Origin of the sequence: Candidatus Neomicrothrix sp., from assembly GCF_035329545.1 — a bacterium.
GTDB classification, from domain to species: Bacteria; Actinomycetota; Acidimicrobiia; order Acidimicrobiales; family Microtrichaceae; genus Microthrix; species Microthrix subdominans.
In genome coordinates this window covers 4,708-22,092 of sequence record NZ_DAOLGP010000020.1, presented here as the reverse complement: position 1 = coordinate 22,092, position 17,385 = coordinate 4,708, and the positions used below count along the sequence as shown (strand labels likewise).

At 68.6% G+C, this 17,385-nt stretch carries 16 protein-coding genes and 1 pseudogene; 7 read left to right on the top strand and 10 right to left on the bottom strand.

Annotated elements, in window-relative coordinates; genetic code table 11:
- The first annotated feature begins 14 nt into the window (after window positions 1–14).
- The 3 genes from fabR to lysS all read left to right on the top strand — a co-directional run bounded on the left by fabR (window position 15) and on the right by lysS (window position 3,503).
- On the top strand, window positions 15–992 hold the full coding sequence (fabR, locus tag PKD89_RS11930) for an HTH-type transcriptional repressor FabR (RefSeq protein ID WP_289011241.1): 978 nt from the start codon (window positions 15–17) through the stop codon (window positions 990–992).
- Between the two features lie 103 nt (window positions 993–1,095).
- Entirely contained in the window at window positions 1,096–1,926 is an 831-nt protein-coding gene (locus PKD89_RS11925; RefSeq protein WP_287379504.1) for a type III pantothenate kinase, read from the top strand.
- Entirely contained in the window at window positions 1,923–3,503 is a 1,581-nt protein-coding gene (gene lysS / locus PKD89_RS11920; RefSeq protein WP_289011243.1) for a lysine--tRNA ligase, read from the top strand. The genes PKD89_RS11925 and lysS overlap by 4 nt, the downstream gene beginning before the upstream one ends.
- A gap of 245 nt (window positions 3,504–3,748) precedes the next feature.
- Here lysS and PKD89_RS11915 read toward each other — a convergent pair whose 3' ends face one another.
- Entirely contained in the window at window positions 3,749–4,219 is a 471-nt protein-coding gene (locus PKD89_RS11915; protein ID WP_287390803.1) for an FxLYD domain-containing protein, read from the bottom strand.
- A 395-nt stretch (window positions 4,220–4,614) separates the two neighbouring features.
- On the opposite strand from PKD89_RS11915, the gene PKD89_RS11910 reads away from it, so the two are divergent.
- Entirely contained in the window at window positions 4,615–5,478 is an 864-nt protein-coding gene (locus PKD89_RS11910; protein WP_289011245.1) for a sterol desaturase family protein, read from the top strand.
- 19 nt (window positions 5,479–5,497) lie between these two features.
- Here the strand turns inward: PKD89_RS11910 and PKD89_RS11905 are convergent, their stop codons facing one another.
- A complete protein-coding gene (locus tag PKD89_RS11905; protein ID WP_289011246.1) occupies window positions 5,498–6,442 on the bottom strand; it encodes an NUDIX hydrolase in 945 nt (314 codons plus the stop codon).
- Window positions 6,443–6,550: 108 nt separating this feature from the next.
- On the opposite strand from PKD89_RS11905, the gene PKD89_RS11900 reads away from it, so the two are divergent.
- On the top strand, window positions 6,551–6,916 hold the full coding sequence (locus tag PKD89_RS11900; protein WP_349257346.1) for a VOC family protein: 366 nt from the start codon (window positions 6,551–6,553) through the stop codon (window positions 6,914–6,916).
- Between the two features lie 12 nt (window positions 6,917–6,928).
- On the opposite strand, the gene PKD89_RS11895 is transcribed toward PKD89_RS11900, so the two are convergent.
- From PKD89_RS11895 to PKD89_RS11860, 8 genes are all read right to left on the bottom strand, one after another.
- Window positions 6,929–7,582, bottom strand: coding sequence for a LuxR C-terminal-related transcriptional regulator (locus PKD89_RS11895; protein ID WP_289011247.1), 654 nt, complete (start codon window positions 7,580–7,582; stop codon window positions 6,929–6,931).
- A 40-nt stretch (window positions 7,583–7,622) separates the two neighbouring features.
- Entirely contained in the window at window positions 7,623–7,892 is a 270-nt protein-coding gene (locus PKD89_RS11890; RefSeq protein WP_287379512.1) for a hypothetical protein, read from the bottom strand.
- Between the two features lie 92 nt (window positions 7,893–7,984).
- Window positions 7,985–9,127 (bottom strand): NrfD/PsrC family molybdoenzyme membrane anchor subunit, encoded by a 1,143-nt coding sequence (nrfD, locus tag PKD89_RS11885; protein ID WP_289011248.1) that lies wholly within the window; start codon window positions 9,125–9,127, stop codon window positions 7,985–7,987.
- Window positions 9,124–10,008 carry a 4Fe-4S dicluster domain-containing protein gene (locus tag PKD89_RS11880; RefSeq protein WP_289011249.1) on the bottom strand — a complete coding sequence of 295 codons (885 nt, stop codon included), beginning with the start codon at window positions 10,006–10,008 and terminating at the stop codon, window positions 9,124–9,126. Before PKD89_RS11880 ends, nrfD begins: the two co-directional genes overlap by 4 nt.
- Complete coding sequence (fdnG, locus tag PKD89_RS11875; RefSeq protein ID WP_289011256.1) at window positions 10,005–13,265, bottom strand: formate dehydrogenase-N subunit alpha; 3,261 nt, start codon at window positions 13,263–13,265, stop codon at window positions 10,005–10,007. The genes PKD89_RS11880 and fdnG overlap by 4 nt, the downstream gene beginning before the upstream one ends.
- A 207-nt stretch (window positions 13,266–13,472) precedes the next feature.
- A complete protein-coding gene (locus PKD89_RS11870; RefSeq protein ID WP_289011250.1) occupies window positions 13,473–14,516 on the bottom strand; it encodes a sterol desaturase family protein in 1,044 nt (347 codons plus the stop codon).
- A gap of 77 nt (window positions 14,517–14,593) precedes the next feature.
- Window positions 14,594–15,250 (bottom strand): DUF4203 domain-containing protein, encoded by a 657-nt coding sequence (locus PKD89_RS11865; RefSeq protein WP_287379516.1) that lies wholly within the window; start codon window positions 15,248–15,250, stop codon window positions 14,594–14,596.
- Between the two features lie 49 nt (window positions 15,251–15,299).
- Window positions 15,300–15,767, bottom strand: a complete 468-nt coding sequence (locus PKD89_RS11860; RefSeq protein ID WP_287379517.1) for a universal stress protein — start codon at window positions 15,765–15,767, stop codon at window positions 15,300–15,302.
- 308 nt (window positions 15,768–16,075) lie between these two features.
- On the opposite strand from PKD89_RS11860, the gene PKD89_RS11855 reads away from it, so the two are divergent.
- Complete coding sequence (locus PKD89_RS11855; protein WP_289011251.1) at window positions 16,076–17,002, top strand: ABC transporter ATP-binding protein; 927 nt, start codon at window positions 16,076–16,078, stop codon at window positions 17,000–17,002.
- A 107-nt stretch (window positions 17,003–17,109) separates the two neighbouring features.
- Window positions 17,110–17,385: pseudogene (locus PKD89_RS11850) on the top strand (ABC transporter permease); the annotation flags it as partial.

The window sequence follows — 17,385 nt, the reverse complement described above, 5'->3', positions numbered from 1 at the left end:
CCTTCACCCGCACGATGAGTTCCCGGCGGGGTGGGTCGGCGGCCGCCGGCGAGGTTGACGGTGCCGATTCGGCCGACGGTCAGCCTTCGGGTGATGCGGATCCGGCGAAGACGCCCGATCGGACGGCGGCGCCGGCTCCCGCCAGGCGTGCGGGGTCCGGTGCCCCTGCCAAGCGGCGCTCGCCCGCAAAGGCGCCGAGCGGCACCCGGGCACCCGGCCGATCGGCCAAGGCAGCATCCACCGTCAAGCGGCCGGCCAAGCCTCGCTCCGGCGCAGCTGCCACCGGCAGCCGAAGCGAGCAGAAGGAGCGCACCCGCCGCTCGCTGTTGGACGCTGCCTTGGAACGCCTGGCCGGTGATCAGTCGTTCACCGACATCAGTATCCGTGAGATCACCGGCGACGCCGGAGTTGTGCCCGCCACCTTCTACCGCCACTTCGCCGACATGGGCGAGGTGGGGCTGGTGCTCGTCGACGAGAGCTTCTCCGAGCTGCGCCAAGTGATGCGGGCCATCCGCGCCCAGCCGGTGTCGACCGCCGAGCTGGTCGAGAACTCGGTGGTCACCTTCCTTGGATACGCACGCGAACACCCCAAACACTTCCGCTTCATCGCCAAGGAGCGCTTCGGCGGCTCCAGCGCTCTGCGCATGGCGTTGGGGCGCGAGATCCAGCTGTGGATCAGCGAGCTGGCCACCGATCTGGCCCGCTTCCACCAGGCTCGCGACCTGACCACCGACGAACTCATGGCGGTGGCCTCGCTGGTGATCGGGGCGGTGTGGTCGGGCACCGAGCGGGTGGTCGACGTGCCGATCGGCCCGTCCGGCGACATCCAGTACGAGATGATCCGGACCGAGGTCGAGCTACAGGTCAACGTGATCCTGGCGGGCGCCATCTTTTATCCGGCCTACCGCGAGGGGTCGTTCTCGATGTCGGCGGCGCGCATGGTGGCCAACGTGCGCAGGGAACTGGAGAAATCCAAGAAGAAGTCCAAGTGAGCACAGCCCTAGTGAGCACAGCCCTAGTGAGCACAGGCCTAGTGCGGCCGCTGGGAGCGAGCGCTGCGCAGGTGCGACCTGCGGCCCGAACCGGAGCGTCGCCGTGCTGTTGACCATCGACGTCGGTAACACCCAGACGATGGTCGGCCTGTACCGGGAGGCCGTGCCCGTCGGTGGGGACGGCTCGCCCGGCTTGCCCAGCAGCGGCGCAGACGACAGCGACCTGGTCGACCATTGGCGTATCTCCACCGAGGCGGATCGCACCAGCGACGAGCTGGCGATGGTGCTGCGACAACTGCTCGAGTCGGCCGAGGATCACCTGGACGCCGACGTCGAACTGCACGGCATCGCCATCAGCTCCGGGGTGCCCTTTGTGACCGCCGAGCTGCGCCAGATGTGCGAGCACCGCTTTGGCATCGAGCCGGTGGTGGTCGGACCCGGCGTGAAGACCGGCCTGCCGATCCGCTACGACAACCCGACCGAGGTGGGTGCCGACCGGGTGGCCAACGCCGTCGGTGCGCTCGACCGCTACGGCGGGCCGACCGTGGTGGTCGACTTCGGCACCGCCACCACCTTCGACGTGATCTCGGCCGACGGCGCCTACCTGGGCGGGGCGATCATCCCCGGCGTCGAGATCAGCCTGAACGCCCTGTTCGGCCGAGCGGCAGGGCTGCGACGGGTCGAGCTGGTGCCGCCCCGATCGGTGGTGGGGCGCACCACGGTCGAGTCGATCCAGTCCGGCGTTTTGTACGGCACCGCCGCCATGGTCGACGGCATGACGCAAAGAATTGTCCAGGAGCTGGGCGGAACGGCCACCATCGTTGCCACCGGCGGGCTGGCCGACGTCATCGCTCCGCACGCCAACACCCTCGACCACCTCGACCCGTGGATCACACTCCACGGGCTGCGCCTCATCTGGGAGAAGAACCAGTGACCGACCCAAACTCCGACTCTCCAACGCCCGACTCGCCCACGGCCGAGGCAGCTGGGCCCGACCCAGCTGCCACCGAGGCGTCTGTTACCGAGGCGACCGAGAACGCCGAGGCGAGCGGGCGGCTGGCTCAGCCGTACTCCTTCGAGGGGGTCACCCCGTCCGAGGACGTTCGGGCCCGCTGGGGCGACCTGGAGCCGGGCACCGAAACCGGCGAGACGATCACCGTGGCCGGCCGGCTGATGCTGCGCCGCATCCAGGGAAAGCTGGGCTTCGGCACGCTGGCCGACGGCACGGGTCGCGTCCAGCTGTTTGCCCCCAAGGCGTCGACGCCGGACTTCGATGCCTTCGCCGGCCTGTCGCTGGGCGACTGGATCGGCGTGACCGGCGAGGTGATGACCACCCGCCGCGGCGAGCTGTCGGTGAAGGTGGACGACTGGGTGCGCCTGGCAGAGGCCCGCCGCCCCTTCCCCGACAAGTGGCACGGCCTGACCGACACCGACACCCGCTACCGGCAGCGCTACGTCGACCTGTGGACCACCGAGGAGGCCCGTGATGCGCTGGTGCTGCGCAGCCGGGCGGTGTCGCTGATCCGCCGCTTCTTCGAGGATCGCAACTACCTCGAGGTCGAGACCCCAATGCTGCACAGCCAGCCCGGCGGCGCGCTGGCCACCCCGTTCGAGACCCACCACGAGGCGCTCGACCTGCCGCTGTACCTGCGCATCGCCCCCGAGCTGTACCTGAAGCGGCTGGTCGTCGGCGGCATGGAGCGGGTGTTCGAGATCGGCCGGGTGTTCCGCAACGAGGGCATCTCCACCCGTCACAACCCCGAGTTCACCATGCTGGAGAGCTACGAGGCCTACGGCGACTCCGACACCTACATGGAGCTGACCGAGCAGCTGGTCGCCCACCTGGCCGCCGAACTGCTGGGCACGACCACGGTGCAGAGCGGTGAGCACGAGCTCAACCTGGCCCCACCGTGGCGCCGGGCGCCGATGGACGAGCTGACGTCGGAGGCGGTCGGCGAGACGATCGGCGTCGACACCCCGATCGAACGCCTGCGCCAGCTGTGCGACACCCACGACGTCCACTACGACGACGGCGATGGGCCGGGCAAGCTGCTGTTGGAGCTGTACGAGAAACTGATCGAGCACACGCTGATCCAGCCGACGTTTGTCACCGACTACCCGGTGGAGGTGTCGCCGCTCAGCCGGGCGCACCGCGACCGACCGGGCTACGTCGAGCGCTTCGAGTGCATCGTCGCCGGGCGGGAGCTGTGCAACGGCTTCGCTGAGCTGACCGACCCGGACGAGCAGCTGGCCCGTTTCACTGAGCAGGCCGAGGCCCGAGCTGCGGGTGACCCCGAGGCGATGACGGTGGACGAGGACTACGTGCGGGCGCTCCAGTACGGGTTGCCGCCCACGGTGGGGCTCGGCATCGGCATCGATCGGCTGATCATGCTGCTGACCAACTCGTTGTCGATCCGCGACGTGGTGCTGTTTCCGACCCTGCGTCCGGAACCCTCGATCGACCTCACCATCCGCCGCGACACCCCCGAGGCGCCGGCACCCCCCGAGTAGCGCCCATCCGGCGCGACACCCTCACAGCTCACCCCACCGCGAGCCCACGCCCCACCCCCCACGCCCACCTTCCGGAAGTCGGGAGTGGAAACGACCGCCAGACGGTCGAGCCCACTCCCCAGTTCGGGGTGGGTCTGGTACTCGGGAGCTGAAATGACCGCCTGACGGTCGAGTCCACTCCCCAGTTCGGGGTGGTGCCCAAGTTTTGGGCTTGCGGATGGCTGTTAAGGGCGGCTGGTGGGCGGCTATCCGTCGAAGAGGGAGTAGTTCACCTCGGATACTTCGCAGCTGATGTCGCCCTCCGCCGTTTCGAAGGTGGTCACCTCCCAGTTGGCGGTCTGGTCGGCGTCGATTGAGTCGGTGAACGTCGTGTCCTCGGAGATGAGGTTGCCGTCGGCGTCGGTGAACCGCACCGACACCTCGAACGCCTGGGACTCGCCCGAGGTGTTCTTAAGCGTGCCATTGGCCGTCGGGCCGGCGAATTCATCATTGCTGCATTCGGGCCCCGTCAGCTCGTAGTCCGAGGGGTCGGCCTTGCCGGTCTGGGTTTCAATCTCGTCGACCGCCCGGTTGAGGCCAAACACCAGACAACCGCCGCCGATCAACCCCAGGATGGCGAGCACCGCAAGAACGATGAGGCCGATCTTGATGCATCCCGAGTTGTTCTTGGCGGGAGGCTGTTGCGGTGGGTAGCCACCGGGTGGCGGTTGCTGCATCGGGTACCCGGGCTGGGGCGGTTGCTGCGGGTAGCCACCGGGTGGAGGTTGTTGCCCCGGATAGCCGGGCTGAGGCGGTTGCTGCGGGTAGCCACCGGGTGGCGGTTGTTGCCCCGGATACTCGGGCGGAGGTGGCTGCTGCGGGCCGGGAGCAGGCGGCTCCTGTCCTGGACCGGGGGGTGAGCCCTCCTGCTGGGGTTCGTCACTTGCTGGGTTTGGCGGTTCGTTGGTCATCGTTTGGGGCCTCCCGTTGGAGCAATGAAGTGAGATTCAATCTAGTTCGTACGTGATCAGCGGGCTGACTCCTCGGTTTCGGCTGGCCGGTGGGTGACCCCAGGCGGGTTTGGGGGATTGCCCCGATGGTCTGGGGGCTGTCGTGACCGCACGATGGGGTCATGCCAGCGATTCCCGCCTTAACCCTCGCTCTCGACCCGGCCACCGGCAACCTGTTGCCGGTCAACGCCAACGCCGTGCTGTTCGGGTCGGTGCTCACGCTGGTGGTCATCGAGCTGGTCGTCAGCATCCGGGCCGGCCGGTGGAATCGGCGGGACAGCGCCACGTCGGTCGGCGTGGGGATCGGCTACATGGCGGTCAAGGTGGCCGCCGCAGGGTCGGCCGCCGTCGCCGGCTACATCTGGCTGTACCGTCACGTCGGCATCTTCGACTGGTCGTGGCGTAGCCCGCTCACCTGGCTGGCGTACTGGATCATCGGCGACTTCGCCTACTACTGGATCCACCGGGCCGAGCATCGGGTGTCGGTGCTGTGGGCCTCACATCAGGTGCACCATTCGGCCGAGTCGCTGACGTTTGTGACCGCCGTGCGCATGCCCTGGACCGAGGTGTTCTACAAGCCGTTCACCGGGTTGTGGGCCCCGTTGTTGGGGTTTCCGCCGATCATGTACCCGGTGATGGGGGCCTTCAGCCTGATGGTGGGCCAGCTTCAACACACCGAGATGATCACCCGGCTGGGCTGGTTCGATCGCTGGTTCACCACCCCGTCCAACCACCGGGTCCACCACGCCTCCAACCCGCAGTACCTGGACAAGAACTTCGGTGGCCACACCATGATCTGGGACCGGCTGTTCGGCACCTACGAGCCCGAGGTGGAGGTGCCCAGCTACGGCCTGACCACGCCGCTCGAGGATCAGCGGGTGCGCCGCGTGGCGCTGGGGGGATTCCCGCAGCTGATCCGTGCGCTGCGCAGCGCCGGGTCGCTGCGCCGAGCGGGCCGCCTGGCCCTGGCCCCGCCGACGCAGTGAGGTGCCGGTGTCCGGTCGGCTACCCCTCGGCCGAGCGGAGCAGCTCCCCGGCCAGCACCCCGCGGGTCAGCATGGTCAGCGGGAGGTCGGCGGCCTTGTCGAAGGGCCACCAAGCGACCTCGGCGCTGCTTCCGTCGGTCTCCATGATCTCGGGTGCGCCTCGAGCGGTGCCCCGATAGATCACCCCCACGTTGTGTTTGATCTGCATGGTGCCCCAGGACTCGTACACCCGTGAGTCGACGTCGTGGATCGTGACGTTGGTGAGCGCCAGACCGGTCTCCTCGTAGCACTCTCGGTGCAGCGCCTCCAGCGGGGACTCACCCGGTTCGACGCCGCCACCAGGCAGGTTCCAACAGCCGGCTTCGGGGTCGTCGATCGCCAGCTTGACCAACAGGATGCGGGGGACGTCGGCGTCATGGTTGGTGGCGATGGCGTAGGCGCCGAGGCGCCGCCGTGAGCTGCGAGGCCGGTGGGGGATGCCGAGGCCCGGGCCGGGCTGATCGTCGGCGGGTTGCGGGGAGCGAGCGCCGGCTCGAACCAGGTCGACCGCCGCCTCGGCGTTCCATGCCAGCTCGGGCAGAGCGTCCATCGGGTGCCAAGCAACCAGATCGCTGGTGCCGTCGTTCTCGACCAGCACGGGCGTGCCGTCCGCAACGCGGGCGGCGAAGATCATCCCGATGGCCATGCCTTCGGGAAAGCTGCCTTTAGCGGCGACGCGCCGGGCGTAGGACGTCAGCAGCGGCCCGGGGACGCTGTCGAGCGACGTCTCCTCGGCAACCTCCCGCACGACGGTGTCGCGCGGGTGTTCACCCCACTCGATGCCGCCACCGGGAAGCGCCCACTGGCCCGGGAACCGCGCATCGGGCCCGCAGCGGGTGAGCAGGATCTCCAGTGAGCCCTCATGGTCACGGGTGGCGAGCGCGTAGCCGCCCACCCGCACGGCGAGCCGGTTCGATCCGCTCATCGTCGACGGCTTGGTTGGAAGTCGGGGGTGGTCGGTCGCATCGAATCCTCACGTGGTGTTCACCGCACAGTGCGTGCGATGTTCTGGGCCGTCGGCCATCATCTCACGATGGGCATCGTCGGTATCGATCACGTGCAGCTCGCCATGCCCGCCGGCGGGGAGGACAAGGCCGTCGCCTTCTACTCCGGGGTGCTCGGCATCTCGCAGGTGGCCAAACCGATGCACCTGGCCAAGCGGGGCGGATGCTGGTTTGAGGATGGACCGCTCAAGGTTCACCTCGGGGTCGAGGCCGACTTTCGCCCGGCCCGCAAGGCCCACCCGGCACTGCTTGTCGACGGGCTGGGGGCGCTCGTGGAGCGGCTGCACGGCGCCGGGGTCGACGTTGTCGTCGACGAGCCGCTGGAGGGCTACGACCGGGTGTACGCGAACGATCCGTTCGGCAACCGCTTGGAGCTGCTCGAGCCGCTGGGTTGAGCCTCGGCCGGCTCAGTCCAGACCGTGCTCGACCGCATAGCGGATCAGCTCCTGGCGCCGGTTGAGGTGCAGCTTGGACAGGATGTTGCGCACGTGGTTCTCGACGGTCTTGTCGGCGATGAACAGCTCGGCGCCGATCTCCTTATAGGTGTGGCCACGGGCGACGTAGGTGAGTACCTCGCGCTCGCGGTCCGACAGCGCCGAGTGGCTCTCGGTGCCTTTGGCCAGACGGCGGAACTCGCCCAGCACCAAGGCGGCCAAGGCCGGGCTAAACACCGGTTCGCCCTGGGCGGCGCGCCACAGGCCGTCGCGCAGCTCGTCGGGCGGGGTGGACTTCACCAGGTAGCCGGCGGCGCCGGCGGCGACTGCGTCGAGCAGGTCGCGTTCCTGCTCCGAAACGGTGAGCATCACCACCTTGCTGTCCTCGCCGCACTCACGAGCCACCTTGATGCCGCCGCCCTTGGGCATGTGCAGGTCGCACACCACCAGGTCGGGCTGGGTCTCGCCGATGACGGCGATCGCCTCGTCGGCGTCGCCGGCCTCGCCGACCACCCAGAAGTTGGCCCCAAGGTCAGCTCGCACGCCTGAGCGCCAGATCGGGTGGTCGTCGCACAGCACCACTTTCACCTGACTGCGGTTGGCGGACGGCGTGGAGGCATCGGTCATCGGTCCAACGGTATCCGGCTTCCAGCGACCCGGTGACCGATCAGTCAGGCGTCAGGTCAGACAGCTTGTCGTCGGGATTCTTGTCGCAGTAGGTCTCGAGCGAAGGTAGGCGCAGGTTAAGGTCGGAAGCTGTCGGATTGTCAGCCGACGGATCGCCTCGCTCGTAGATCTCCTCCACCGCCTTCTGCTTCTCCTCGGCCGTGTAGTTGGCAAAGTCGGCGCAGGTGTCGCTACCGATTGAGAAAGAAAAGCTGCATCCGGCTGTTGAACCGATGAGCACTCCTGCGGCGATGAGTGGGCGCGCATTCATGCTTGATCCCTTCGAGTTGGCCTGTAGCGAGAGTAGCGGGCAGCGGCCTTTGAGCGGGCCAAACCGGGCCTGAACCGAGGTAGTGAGCGGCCTCAGACGGGTTGGGTTGAGGATGCTCCAGCGTCGGTCACCGCCAGGCGGGTGGCGAGCGACCCAGCCAGGCCAAGTGCTCCAGCAAGGGGACGCAGGGCACGCACCTTGATTGAGGCCACCGAAGCGGCCAGCGCACAGGCGGTGAGCGCCTCGGCCGCCTTCATGCGCCGACCCGCTCGGCCGGCCTCGTAGGCATCGGCCACCTCGGGGTGGTCGGCCAGATCCCGGGTCATCGCCTTGACCACGACTAGGTCGGCGGCACGGGCCCCGATGGCGAACGTGCGCACCGCCCGCTCCTCGGCAGGCGACATCGGGATCAACTCCAGCGCGCCCGCTCCGGCCGAGGCGGCGGAGGCGACGAACAGCCTGGGCAGCCATCTTCGGGCGTGCCACCAGGCCGGCTGGGCGGTGGCACCCAGCAGTACGCCGGTGTAGCCGGCCATCGGCAGGCCGAGAAGCCCGGCGGCGATCCCGGCGGTGTCGCCGAGGAATCGAAGCTGACGGTTGCGGGAGCGTCCCAGCACGGCGGCACCGGCCGACGCGGTGCCAAACCCGGCGAGCACCCACGAGCCGACGTTCATCGGTGAGCTGGGGCGGAACACGCGCAGCATGTGCCAGAACCGTTCGGGGCGACCCAGGTCGGCGACCAGCAACACCGAGCCGACCACCGTGCCGCCGAGGGCGATGAGCCTGCCGGACTGCACCATCCGACGGTCGGTGCCACCCAGCTTGGCCAGCTGCGCCCCGGCCGATAGGGCGGCCGCCGCCCCGGCCATGCCCCCGATGGCGAAGTAGGCGGGCACCTCCCAGGTCCAGCGCGACGCTTTGACCACCCGCTTGCTGGCCTCCTCGGCCACCGTGGTCTGTGACGGGTCGCCGAGGTGACCTCGGTCGCCCACCCGCGAGCCGGCGTCCAGGTCGGCGGCTTCGCCGGACAACTCGGCCCGCCGCGTATCGACGTTGCGGCCGTCGCTGACGAACTCACCCGCAGCAAGGGCCTGCCAGCTGCCGGGTGCGTGTTTCATCACGATGTCGGGCGGCGTCGCGGCGCCACCCGTCCCGGCAACACTCGAACGCGTCCCCGTGCCCGGCGAGTTGGTCGACTTGTTCCGACCTGAACTGTCGCTCCCGTCCTCACTCATCGGGTCCGCCGTACGGACAGCATCGCCACGGCGACGCCGACAGCCATGGCGCCGAGGGCCCCGGCCATGGACTTCCAGCTCTCGTCGACCGTGTTCTGCGGCGCCACCGGATTGATAGGCAGGGAGTACACGTCGGGGGAATCCAACAGCAGATAGAAGGCGTGCAGCCCTCGGGTGCCGGGGAGGTCGTCGTCGTCCGCCCCGTACAACTGGGCCTCGCTCACCCCGCGGTCGTGCAACTCGGCGAGGCGGACATCGGCCCGCCGGCGCAGCTCGTCCAGCTCCCCGAAGGCGATCGCCTCGGTGGGGCACGCCTGAGCACAGGCCGGGGTTTCGTCGCCGCGCAGCCGGTCGTAACACATGGTGCACTTCCAGGCCCGCCCATCGGTGGGGTGCCGGTCGATCACCCCAAACGGGCAGGCGACCACGCACGTGCCGCAGCCGTTGCAGATATCGCTCTGCACGTACACCGTGTCGTACTCGGTGCGCACCAGAGCGCCGGTCGGGCAGTTGTCGAGGCACCCGGCGTCCTCGCAGTGCTTGCACGAGTCGGCGATGAACAGCCACGAGAACGGATCCCCCAGGTTGGTCTCCTGGCCCGACACCGGCTCGTCCCGCTCGATGAACCCGACGTGCCGCCACGTCGTCGCACCCAGCTCGATCGTGTTGTCGAAGCTCTTGGCTGTGAGGCTGAAGCCGTCGTCTGGCAGCTGGTTCCACTGCTTGCACGCCACCTCGCACGCCTTGCAGCCGATGCACACCGACGTATCGGTGAAGAAGCCCACCCGGCGCGCCTCGCCGGTGACCGGATCGTTGGCGGTGGTCGTGCGCAGCGTCGGCGTCGGCGAGCGCTCGCCGGTGTTGGCCGGGGCGGAGCTCATCGGCGATCCTCCGAGGGTTGGTTGGGGGTAGCAGCGCCGGGTGTGGAGGCGCCGGGTGCGCCGCCCAGCTTGTCGGCGGCCATGGTGACGCCGTGCGGCCCGGCGGGCCGGGTGACGCTGGGCAGGTCCCGAGCCGGGGCCTCGCCGTCGGGTTCGGGCTGCAACGGTCCGTCGGTGCCGGCGCGAAGGTTGCGAGCCACCCGACCGGGAACAAGGTCGATCGTGATCGCTTTGCACTCTTCGATCGTCACGTTGGGCTCGCCGCAGATCTTCTGCAGCTCGTTGGGGGACGCCCCGCCGATCTGCCCGGTTCGGCCCCACTGGTAGGGCAGGCCCACCGTGTGCACGGTGCGGTCCGCCACCTGCAACGGCACCAGGCGTCGGGTGACCAGCACCCGCATCTCCACCTCGGCCCGCAGCGACTTCATCGTCACCCACCCGCCGTGCTCGATGCCGCGTAGCTCGGCCAACTGGGGCGAGATCTCACAGAACAGTTCCGGCTGAAGTTCTCCCAGCCACGACAGGTTGCGGTTGGCCATCGTGCCCGACCCAAACGTCTCGGTCAGCCGGTAGGTGGTCAGCACGAACGGAAAGCGGGGGTCGTCGTAGGCCCAGTGGTACGGGTTGTCCGGGCGGTCCCATTGGGTGCGCTCCGGTGTGTGTTGCTGGCGGTACAGGCGGTTGGGGGCCACGCCTTCGAGCGGCTCGTAGTGGGTGGGCAGCGGCCCGTCGCGCAGGCCCTCTGCCACCCACAGTGCTCCGAGCCCGTCGGTCTGCATGATGAACGGCTGGTCGCCGGCGATCAGGTCGGTGCCGGTGGCGTCGGGACCGGGTCGATACGACGGCGCCCGGTCGATGGGAAAGTCCGGCGTGTCGTGGCCCACCCATGCCCCGGCGCCCTCGGGCCCGGCCGTCTCGTCCCACCAGATGAGGGCTTTTTCTTCTGACCAGGGGCGGCCCTCGGGGTCGGCCGAGGCCCGGTTGTACAGGTTGCGGCGGTTGGCCGGCCAGGCCCAGCCCCAGTCGAGGGCGGCGCCCCGCTCACCCGGCGTGCCGTCGCGGTTGCGGGCGTGGTTGTCGCCGCCTGCCGTGACCCCGACATGGGTCCACGCGCCGGCCGCCGTCGTGCCGTCGTCGCGCAGCTCGCCAAATGAGGCGAGCGGCCCGTGCGGTCCGAAACCGCCGATCTCAGCGAGCACCTCGTCGGCCGCCGGCTCGTCGACCGGCCCCTCGGTGGTGTAGTCCCAGGTGCCGTCGAGAATCGGGGCGTCCTTGGGATCGTCGCTGCCGGCGTAGATCTTCTTCAGCCGGGCCATCAGGTGATGGACGAACCACAGCTCGCTGCGGGCGTCCCCAGGGGGCTGCACCGCCTGGTCCTTCCATTGCAGGATGCGCTGAGTGTTGGTGAAGGACCCTTCCTTCTCCACGTGAGCGGCCGCCGGGAAAAGGAACACCTCGGTGTCGACATCGGCGGGATCGATCTTGCCCGAGTCGTACTCCTCGCCGCGCTTCCAGAACTCGGCGGTCTCGATCATCGTGAGGTCGCGCACCACCATCCAGCGCAGCTTGCGGAAGCCCGACCGCTGCAAAGAACCGTGCACCGACGACACGCCGACGTTCTCGCCGGCGACCATCATCCCCTCGACCGCGCCGTCAGCCATGGCCGCCTGGGTCACCATGTAGCTGTGGTCGCCGGTCAGCCGGGGCAGACGGTCGAAGAAGTAGTCGTTGTCGTCGGTGGCGGCATTACCGAACCAGGCCTTGAGCAGCGACACCGTGTAGGCGGGCGTGTTGGCCCACCAGCCGGACGCCTTGGTCACCCGCTCGAGGTAGGTGGCCAGGTCGGTGTCGTCGGCGTTGGGCTTGGGCAGGTAGCCGGGCAACAGGTCGTAGAGCACGGGCAGGTCGGTGGCCCCCTGCACGTTGGCGTGGCCCCGCAAGGCCAGGATGCCCCCGCCCGGCCGGCCGATATTGCCCAGCAGCAGTTGGAGCACCCCGAGCGAGCGGATGTTCTGCACGCCCTTGGTGTGCATGGTCAGCCCGACGGCGTAACAGATCATGCCGGTGCGGTCCCGGCCCGACGCGGAGGTGAACGTCCCGGCCGCCCGGGCGAACGCCTCCGGTGAGATGCCGCAGATGTCGGACACCATCTGGGGCGTGTAGCGGGCGTAGTGGCGCCGGAGCAGCGACATGACGCAGCGAGGGTGAGTGAGCGTCGGGTCGGAGGCGATCGCCCCGGACTCATCCCGTTCGAACTGCCAGGTGGCGGTGTCGTACCGGCCCTCGTCGCTCATCCAGCCGCTGAACAGCCCGTCGAGTTCGTCGGGCAACTCGATGCCCTCGGCGACGATGTGGTCAGCGTTGGTGTACGCATCGACAAACTCGGCGAAGTACCGCTCACCGGTGAGGACGTAGTTGATCAGCCCGCCGATGAAGGCGATGTCGGTGCCGGGCCGGATCGGCACGAACTGATCCGCCGAGGCCGATGTGCGGCTGAAGCGCGGATCGACGTGGATGATCTTGGTGCCGGCGGTGCGGGCCTCCATCGCCCACTGGAAGCCCACCGGATGGGCCTCGGCGAAGTTGGAGCCGATGATCAACACCGCATCGGCGTTGGGCAGATCCTGGAGGTAGGTGGTGCAACCACCCCGGCCAAACGTGGTCCCCAGACCGGGGACGGTGGCCGAGTGTCATATGCGGGCCTGGTTCTCCACCTGCAACACGCCGAGCTGGGCCCAGAACTTGGCCAGCAGGTAGCACTCCTCGTTGTCGAGGGTGGAGCCGCCCATGAAGGCGATGCCCTGGCTGCGGCGCAGCGGCCGCCCGTCGGCGTCGGACTCCTCCCAGGTGCGGTCGCGGGTCTCGGCGATCAGCGCAGCCACCCGGTCCATGGCATCGTCGAGCGCGATCGGCTCCCACTCGGTGGCGCCCGGTCGCCGGTGCAGCACGGTGTCGAGGCGGTGGGTGCCGGTCACCAGCTGAAAGGTGGCCGACCCTTTGGGGCACAACCGTCCCCGGTTGATCGGGCTGTCCGGGTTGCCCTCGATGTTGGTGATGCGGCCCTCGCGCACGTACACCCGTTGGCTGCACCCGACTGCGCAGTACGGACACACCGACGTGGTCACCTGGTCGGCATCGGCGGTTCGGGACGACAGCTCGCGGGTGCGGGTGCTGAACGCTCCCTCGCCGAGCGGGTCGCCGCCTCCGCCGGTCAGCTGATCGAGCACTGGCAGCGCATCGGTGAGCCTGCCCCACAGCGCCTTCGCCCGGGCAGATTTGCTGCTCTCGTCGTGACGGTGAGCCGGCCCGTCGAGGGGGCCGGCGGGTCCCGGCCCGTGGCGTTCGGACTCGGCGTCGGTTAAAGCCACAGCGCGTTCCCCTCCTTCGCTCGGTCACCCGATCCCTACCCGGGTGACGCAGCCCTCAACTTAGAGCGTTCGCCGCCGTCGGAAGTGGCCGTCCGATCACGCAGCGGTGGTGACGGCCTCGGGCATGCGGCGCTCGTCGGGCCGACCCGGCGTCCAGCCGGGGCGACCGAAGACGTGGCCGAGCTTGTTACGGAGCCCCTTGGCCGAGCGCACGTCGTGGGCGATGTCGGCGAACTCGTGGTAGGCGATCCGCACCGGGTTGAAGGTGTCGATGTTTTTGGTCAGCCCGTACTTGACCCGTCGCACCTCGGGCTCGAACGTACCGAACAGCTTGTCCCACACGATGAAGATGCCGGCATAGTTCTTGTCGAGGTACTGAGGGTTAACCCCGTGGTGTACCCGGTGGTGGGACGCAGTGTTCATCACCGCCTCGACCGGTGCTGGCAGCCGGTCGATCGCTTCGGTGTGCACCCAGTACTGGTACAGGAGGTTGTAGAGCCCTGCCTGGGAGGTCATCGCCGGGGTGAAGCCCAGCAGGGGCATGGGCAAAAAGATCCAATGGGTGAGGATGCCAGACCACGGCTGGCGCAACGCCGTCGACAGGTTGTAGCGCTCGGAGCTGTGGTGGCTGACGTGGTTGGCCCACAACAACCGCACCTCGTGCATCCAACGGTGATCCCAGTAGTACAGGAAGTCCCAGGTGAGCATCGCAGCGGCGAAGCCGTACCTGGTCGAACCCAGGTTGGCGATGCGGTGGCGATAGGCCCACCGGTCGATGCGATGGGTGATGCCGAAGGTCGCCGCATTGGCCACCAGGTTGCCCGCCAGCATCCCCAGGCTGGCTGCGGTGTCCCGTCGCTCGTAGCCGACGGGAACGAGCGGATCGGCCGGCAGCTCTGGGTCGGACAGCTCCTCGCGGGACGCATCGTTCAAGTCCCCGAAGGTGCGCTTGGGTCGATCCTTCAACACGATGGCCTCGGCGGCCATCGACAGGACGAAGGCGGGCAGGATGATCGCCGCCTGCTTGGGGTCGATGGCAGCCGGGGTTCCGCCGGCGGGCGGGTGGATCGGCGAGGTGGCCGCTCCATCCCGTTCGGTTGAGGACGGCGCCGTCGCCCGCCGATGTCGCAGTCGTCGCATGACCCCAGCCTTGCACGGGCCATCGGGTCGTGCCGCTCGGGCCGCGGCACTGTCGCGCAGCGTCACCGGACCGGGGCTCAGCTTGGTCGCAGGTACTTGCCGCCGTCGCTGTCCCACTGCTCGCGCAGGGTGCCTCGGACGCCGTCCAGGGCCTGGAACTGGGTGAAGACGCCGATGAGCAGGATCACGACGTAGAGCACCCACCACAGCGGGGAGTCGTCGATTGCGCCGACCACGCCCAGCTGCGCAACGTCGGTGGTGTCGATCGAGCCGACCAGCAACATGATGCCGCCGACGACGGCGGCCGATCCGGCGGCGGCTGTCAGCAGGGTCAACAGCAGCATGGGGAGTTCACCGACGATCGCCAGCAGGCCGAGCGCCATGGCAGCGACCACGCCGGCGAGCACGATCACCCACCCCCACGTGACGTTGAGCGCCACCATGAGGCTGGAACCCAGCATGAAGCCGATGCCGCCCATCGCCAAGATGACCGACACCTCGTAATACAGGTAGGCGAGGAAGGCGAACACAACCGCCAGCGCGATGCCGACGATCCACGCAGCAGCGGTGGACAAGAAGTTGGCGTCGGTGGCGGCACCGACGGCCCCCGCCCCCAGCATGAAGCCGATGAGGGATCCCCAGATCGGGATGACCACCCGCATGGTGAGGTAGCCGCGCAGCGCAAAGAGGGCGCCGATGGCGATGGCCAGGATGCCGAGTATGACGTCGTTCATGTCCCCATGATGCCCGAAACACGCAGGCTCGATGCGGACGGCGCTCGCGTTAGTCGTCCTCCTCGACGGCGTCGTGGCCGCTGACCAGCACGGGGCAGTGGGCGTGGCGGATGATGTGGTCGGAGACCGACCCGAGGAATGCCCGGCGCAGCCCACCGTGGCCTCGCGACCCGATGACGATGACGGTGGCGTCGATCTCTTCCGCATACGCGCACACGGTCGGCCCGGGCGAGCCGATCAGCACCTGATGTTCGACCGACTCGAGTCCCAGGGCCTGCTGGGCGGTGGCCAGCATCTCTTCGGCGTCGGCCTTGGCGGCAGCGTTCTGCGCATCGAAGGCCTCCGCCGACATGGTGGAGCCGGTGAACCCGCCGCCGGTCACCAGGGTGGGGTCGGGTTCGGCGATGACCGCCACCAGTTTCAGCGCAGCGTCGGGACGCAGCACCTCAAGGCCAGCGACGGCCGCTTGCAACGCCAGTTCGGAACCATCGAGACAGATCAACGCAGGTGAACTCATGCCGTGAAACTATCGCCGTCAACCTCCTGCCGGGGCGCACTGCGAGGAACGGGCCGGGCGGGGGCTGAGTCGAGCGACTCGTCGGTGCCGGGAGATGGCGGGACGGGAGACGTTCCGCGGCGGCCCGTCCTGATCCGCTGCGTCCTGTGTAAGAAATGCGCAACATCGTGCGGTTCTCAGCTGGGCCGATCCTCGTGAGCCGGTATGGCGGGACGAGGCTGTCTAGCCTGACCAGGCGACATGTCCGGCCAATTCGGTTCGACCAGCCCGGTTGATGAGTGGTCCGTGTCCACCGCGAAGAGGGCCCCATGACATCTCCGATCGAAGTTCAAGGCCTGAAGAAGTACTTCGGACGAACCGTGGCGCTCGATGGGCTCGACCTCGAGGTCCGCGGCGGGGAGGTGCACGGCTTCCTGGGCCCGAACGGATCTGGGAAGTCGACCACCATCCGGGTACTTCTCGGCATGTTGAGGGCCGACGGCGGCTCGGTGTCGGTGCTCGGTGGGAATCCGTGGCGAGACGGCGCCGAGCTGCACCGTCGTCTCGCCTACGTCCCGGGCGATGTCACGTTGTGGCCCGAGCTGACCGGCGGTCAGGTCATCGACCTCCTCGGCCGGCTGCGGGGTGGGCTTGATCACCGACGTCGAGATGACCTGCTCGAACGGTTCGAGCTCGACCCGACCAAGAAGGGCCGCGCCTACTCCAAAGGCAACCGGCAGAAGGTGGCGCTCATCGCCGCGCTCGCCTCCGACGTCGAGCTGTTGCTGCTCGACGAGCCAACGGCCGGGCTCGACCCGTTGATGGAAGAGCAGTTCCGCGCGCTCATCCAGGCCGAGCGCACGGACGGCCGCACCGTGTTGTTGTCGAGCCACATCCTGTCGGAGGCCGAGGCGCTGTGCGATCGGGTCTCGATCATCCGCCAGGGCGTCACTGTGGAGACCGGGACCCTGGCGGATCTACGGCATCTGACCCGGGTGGCGGTGAAGTCCGATGTCGCACGACGACCTGACCTCAGCGGGTTGCCCGGCGTTCACGATCTCGTGCTGAACCACCTCGACGGCGCGGGGTTCCGAGTCGGATGCCAGGTGGACAACCCTGCGCTCGGGGCAGTCCTCGAACGACTCACCGCCGCGGGGGTCACGGCCCTCAGCAGCCAGCCCCCGACCCTCGAGGACCTCTTTCTGCGTCACTATGCGACCACGGCCGCTCAGCCGGCCGACTCGCCCGCACCATGAGGCTTGCACCGCGTGGGACGGAAGGGACGTGCAGCCTCCTCCGGCTCGCCCTCCGACGCGACCGGATCCTCGTTCCGGCGTGGACCTCGGTGCTCGCGCTTGCCGCCGTGGCATCCGCACAGGCCGTGAATGGTCTGTACTCGACGCTCGACTCGAGGGTCGAGGCAGCCGACGCGGTCAACGCGTCGGCTGCACTCGTCGCCATGTTCGGACGGATCTATGACCCGACGTCGCTCGGCGCCATCGCGATGGTGAAGATGACAGCGTTCGGCGGAGCCGGGGTCGCGATGATCGCCGGGATGATCACGGTGCGTCACAGCCGCACCGAAGAGGAGACCGGCCGCCTCGAGCTGCTCGGTGGCGCGGTCGTCGGTCGCCGCGCT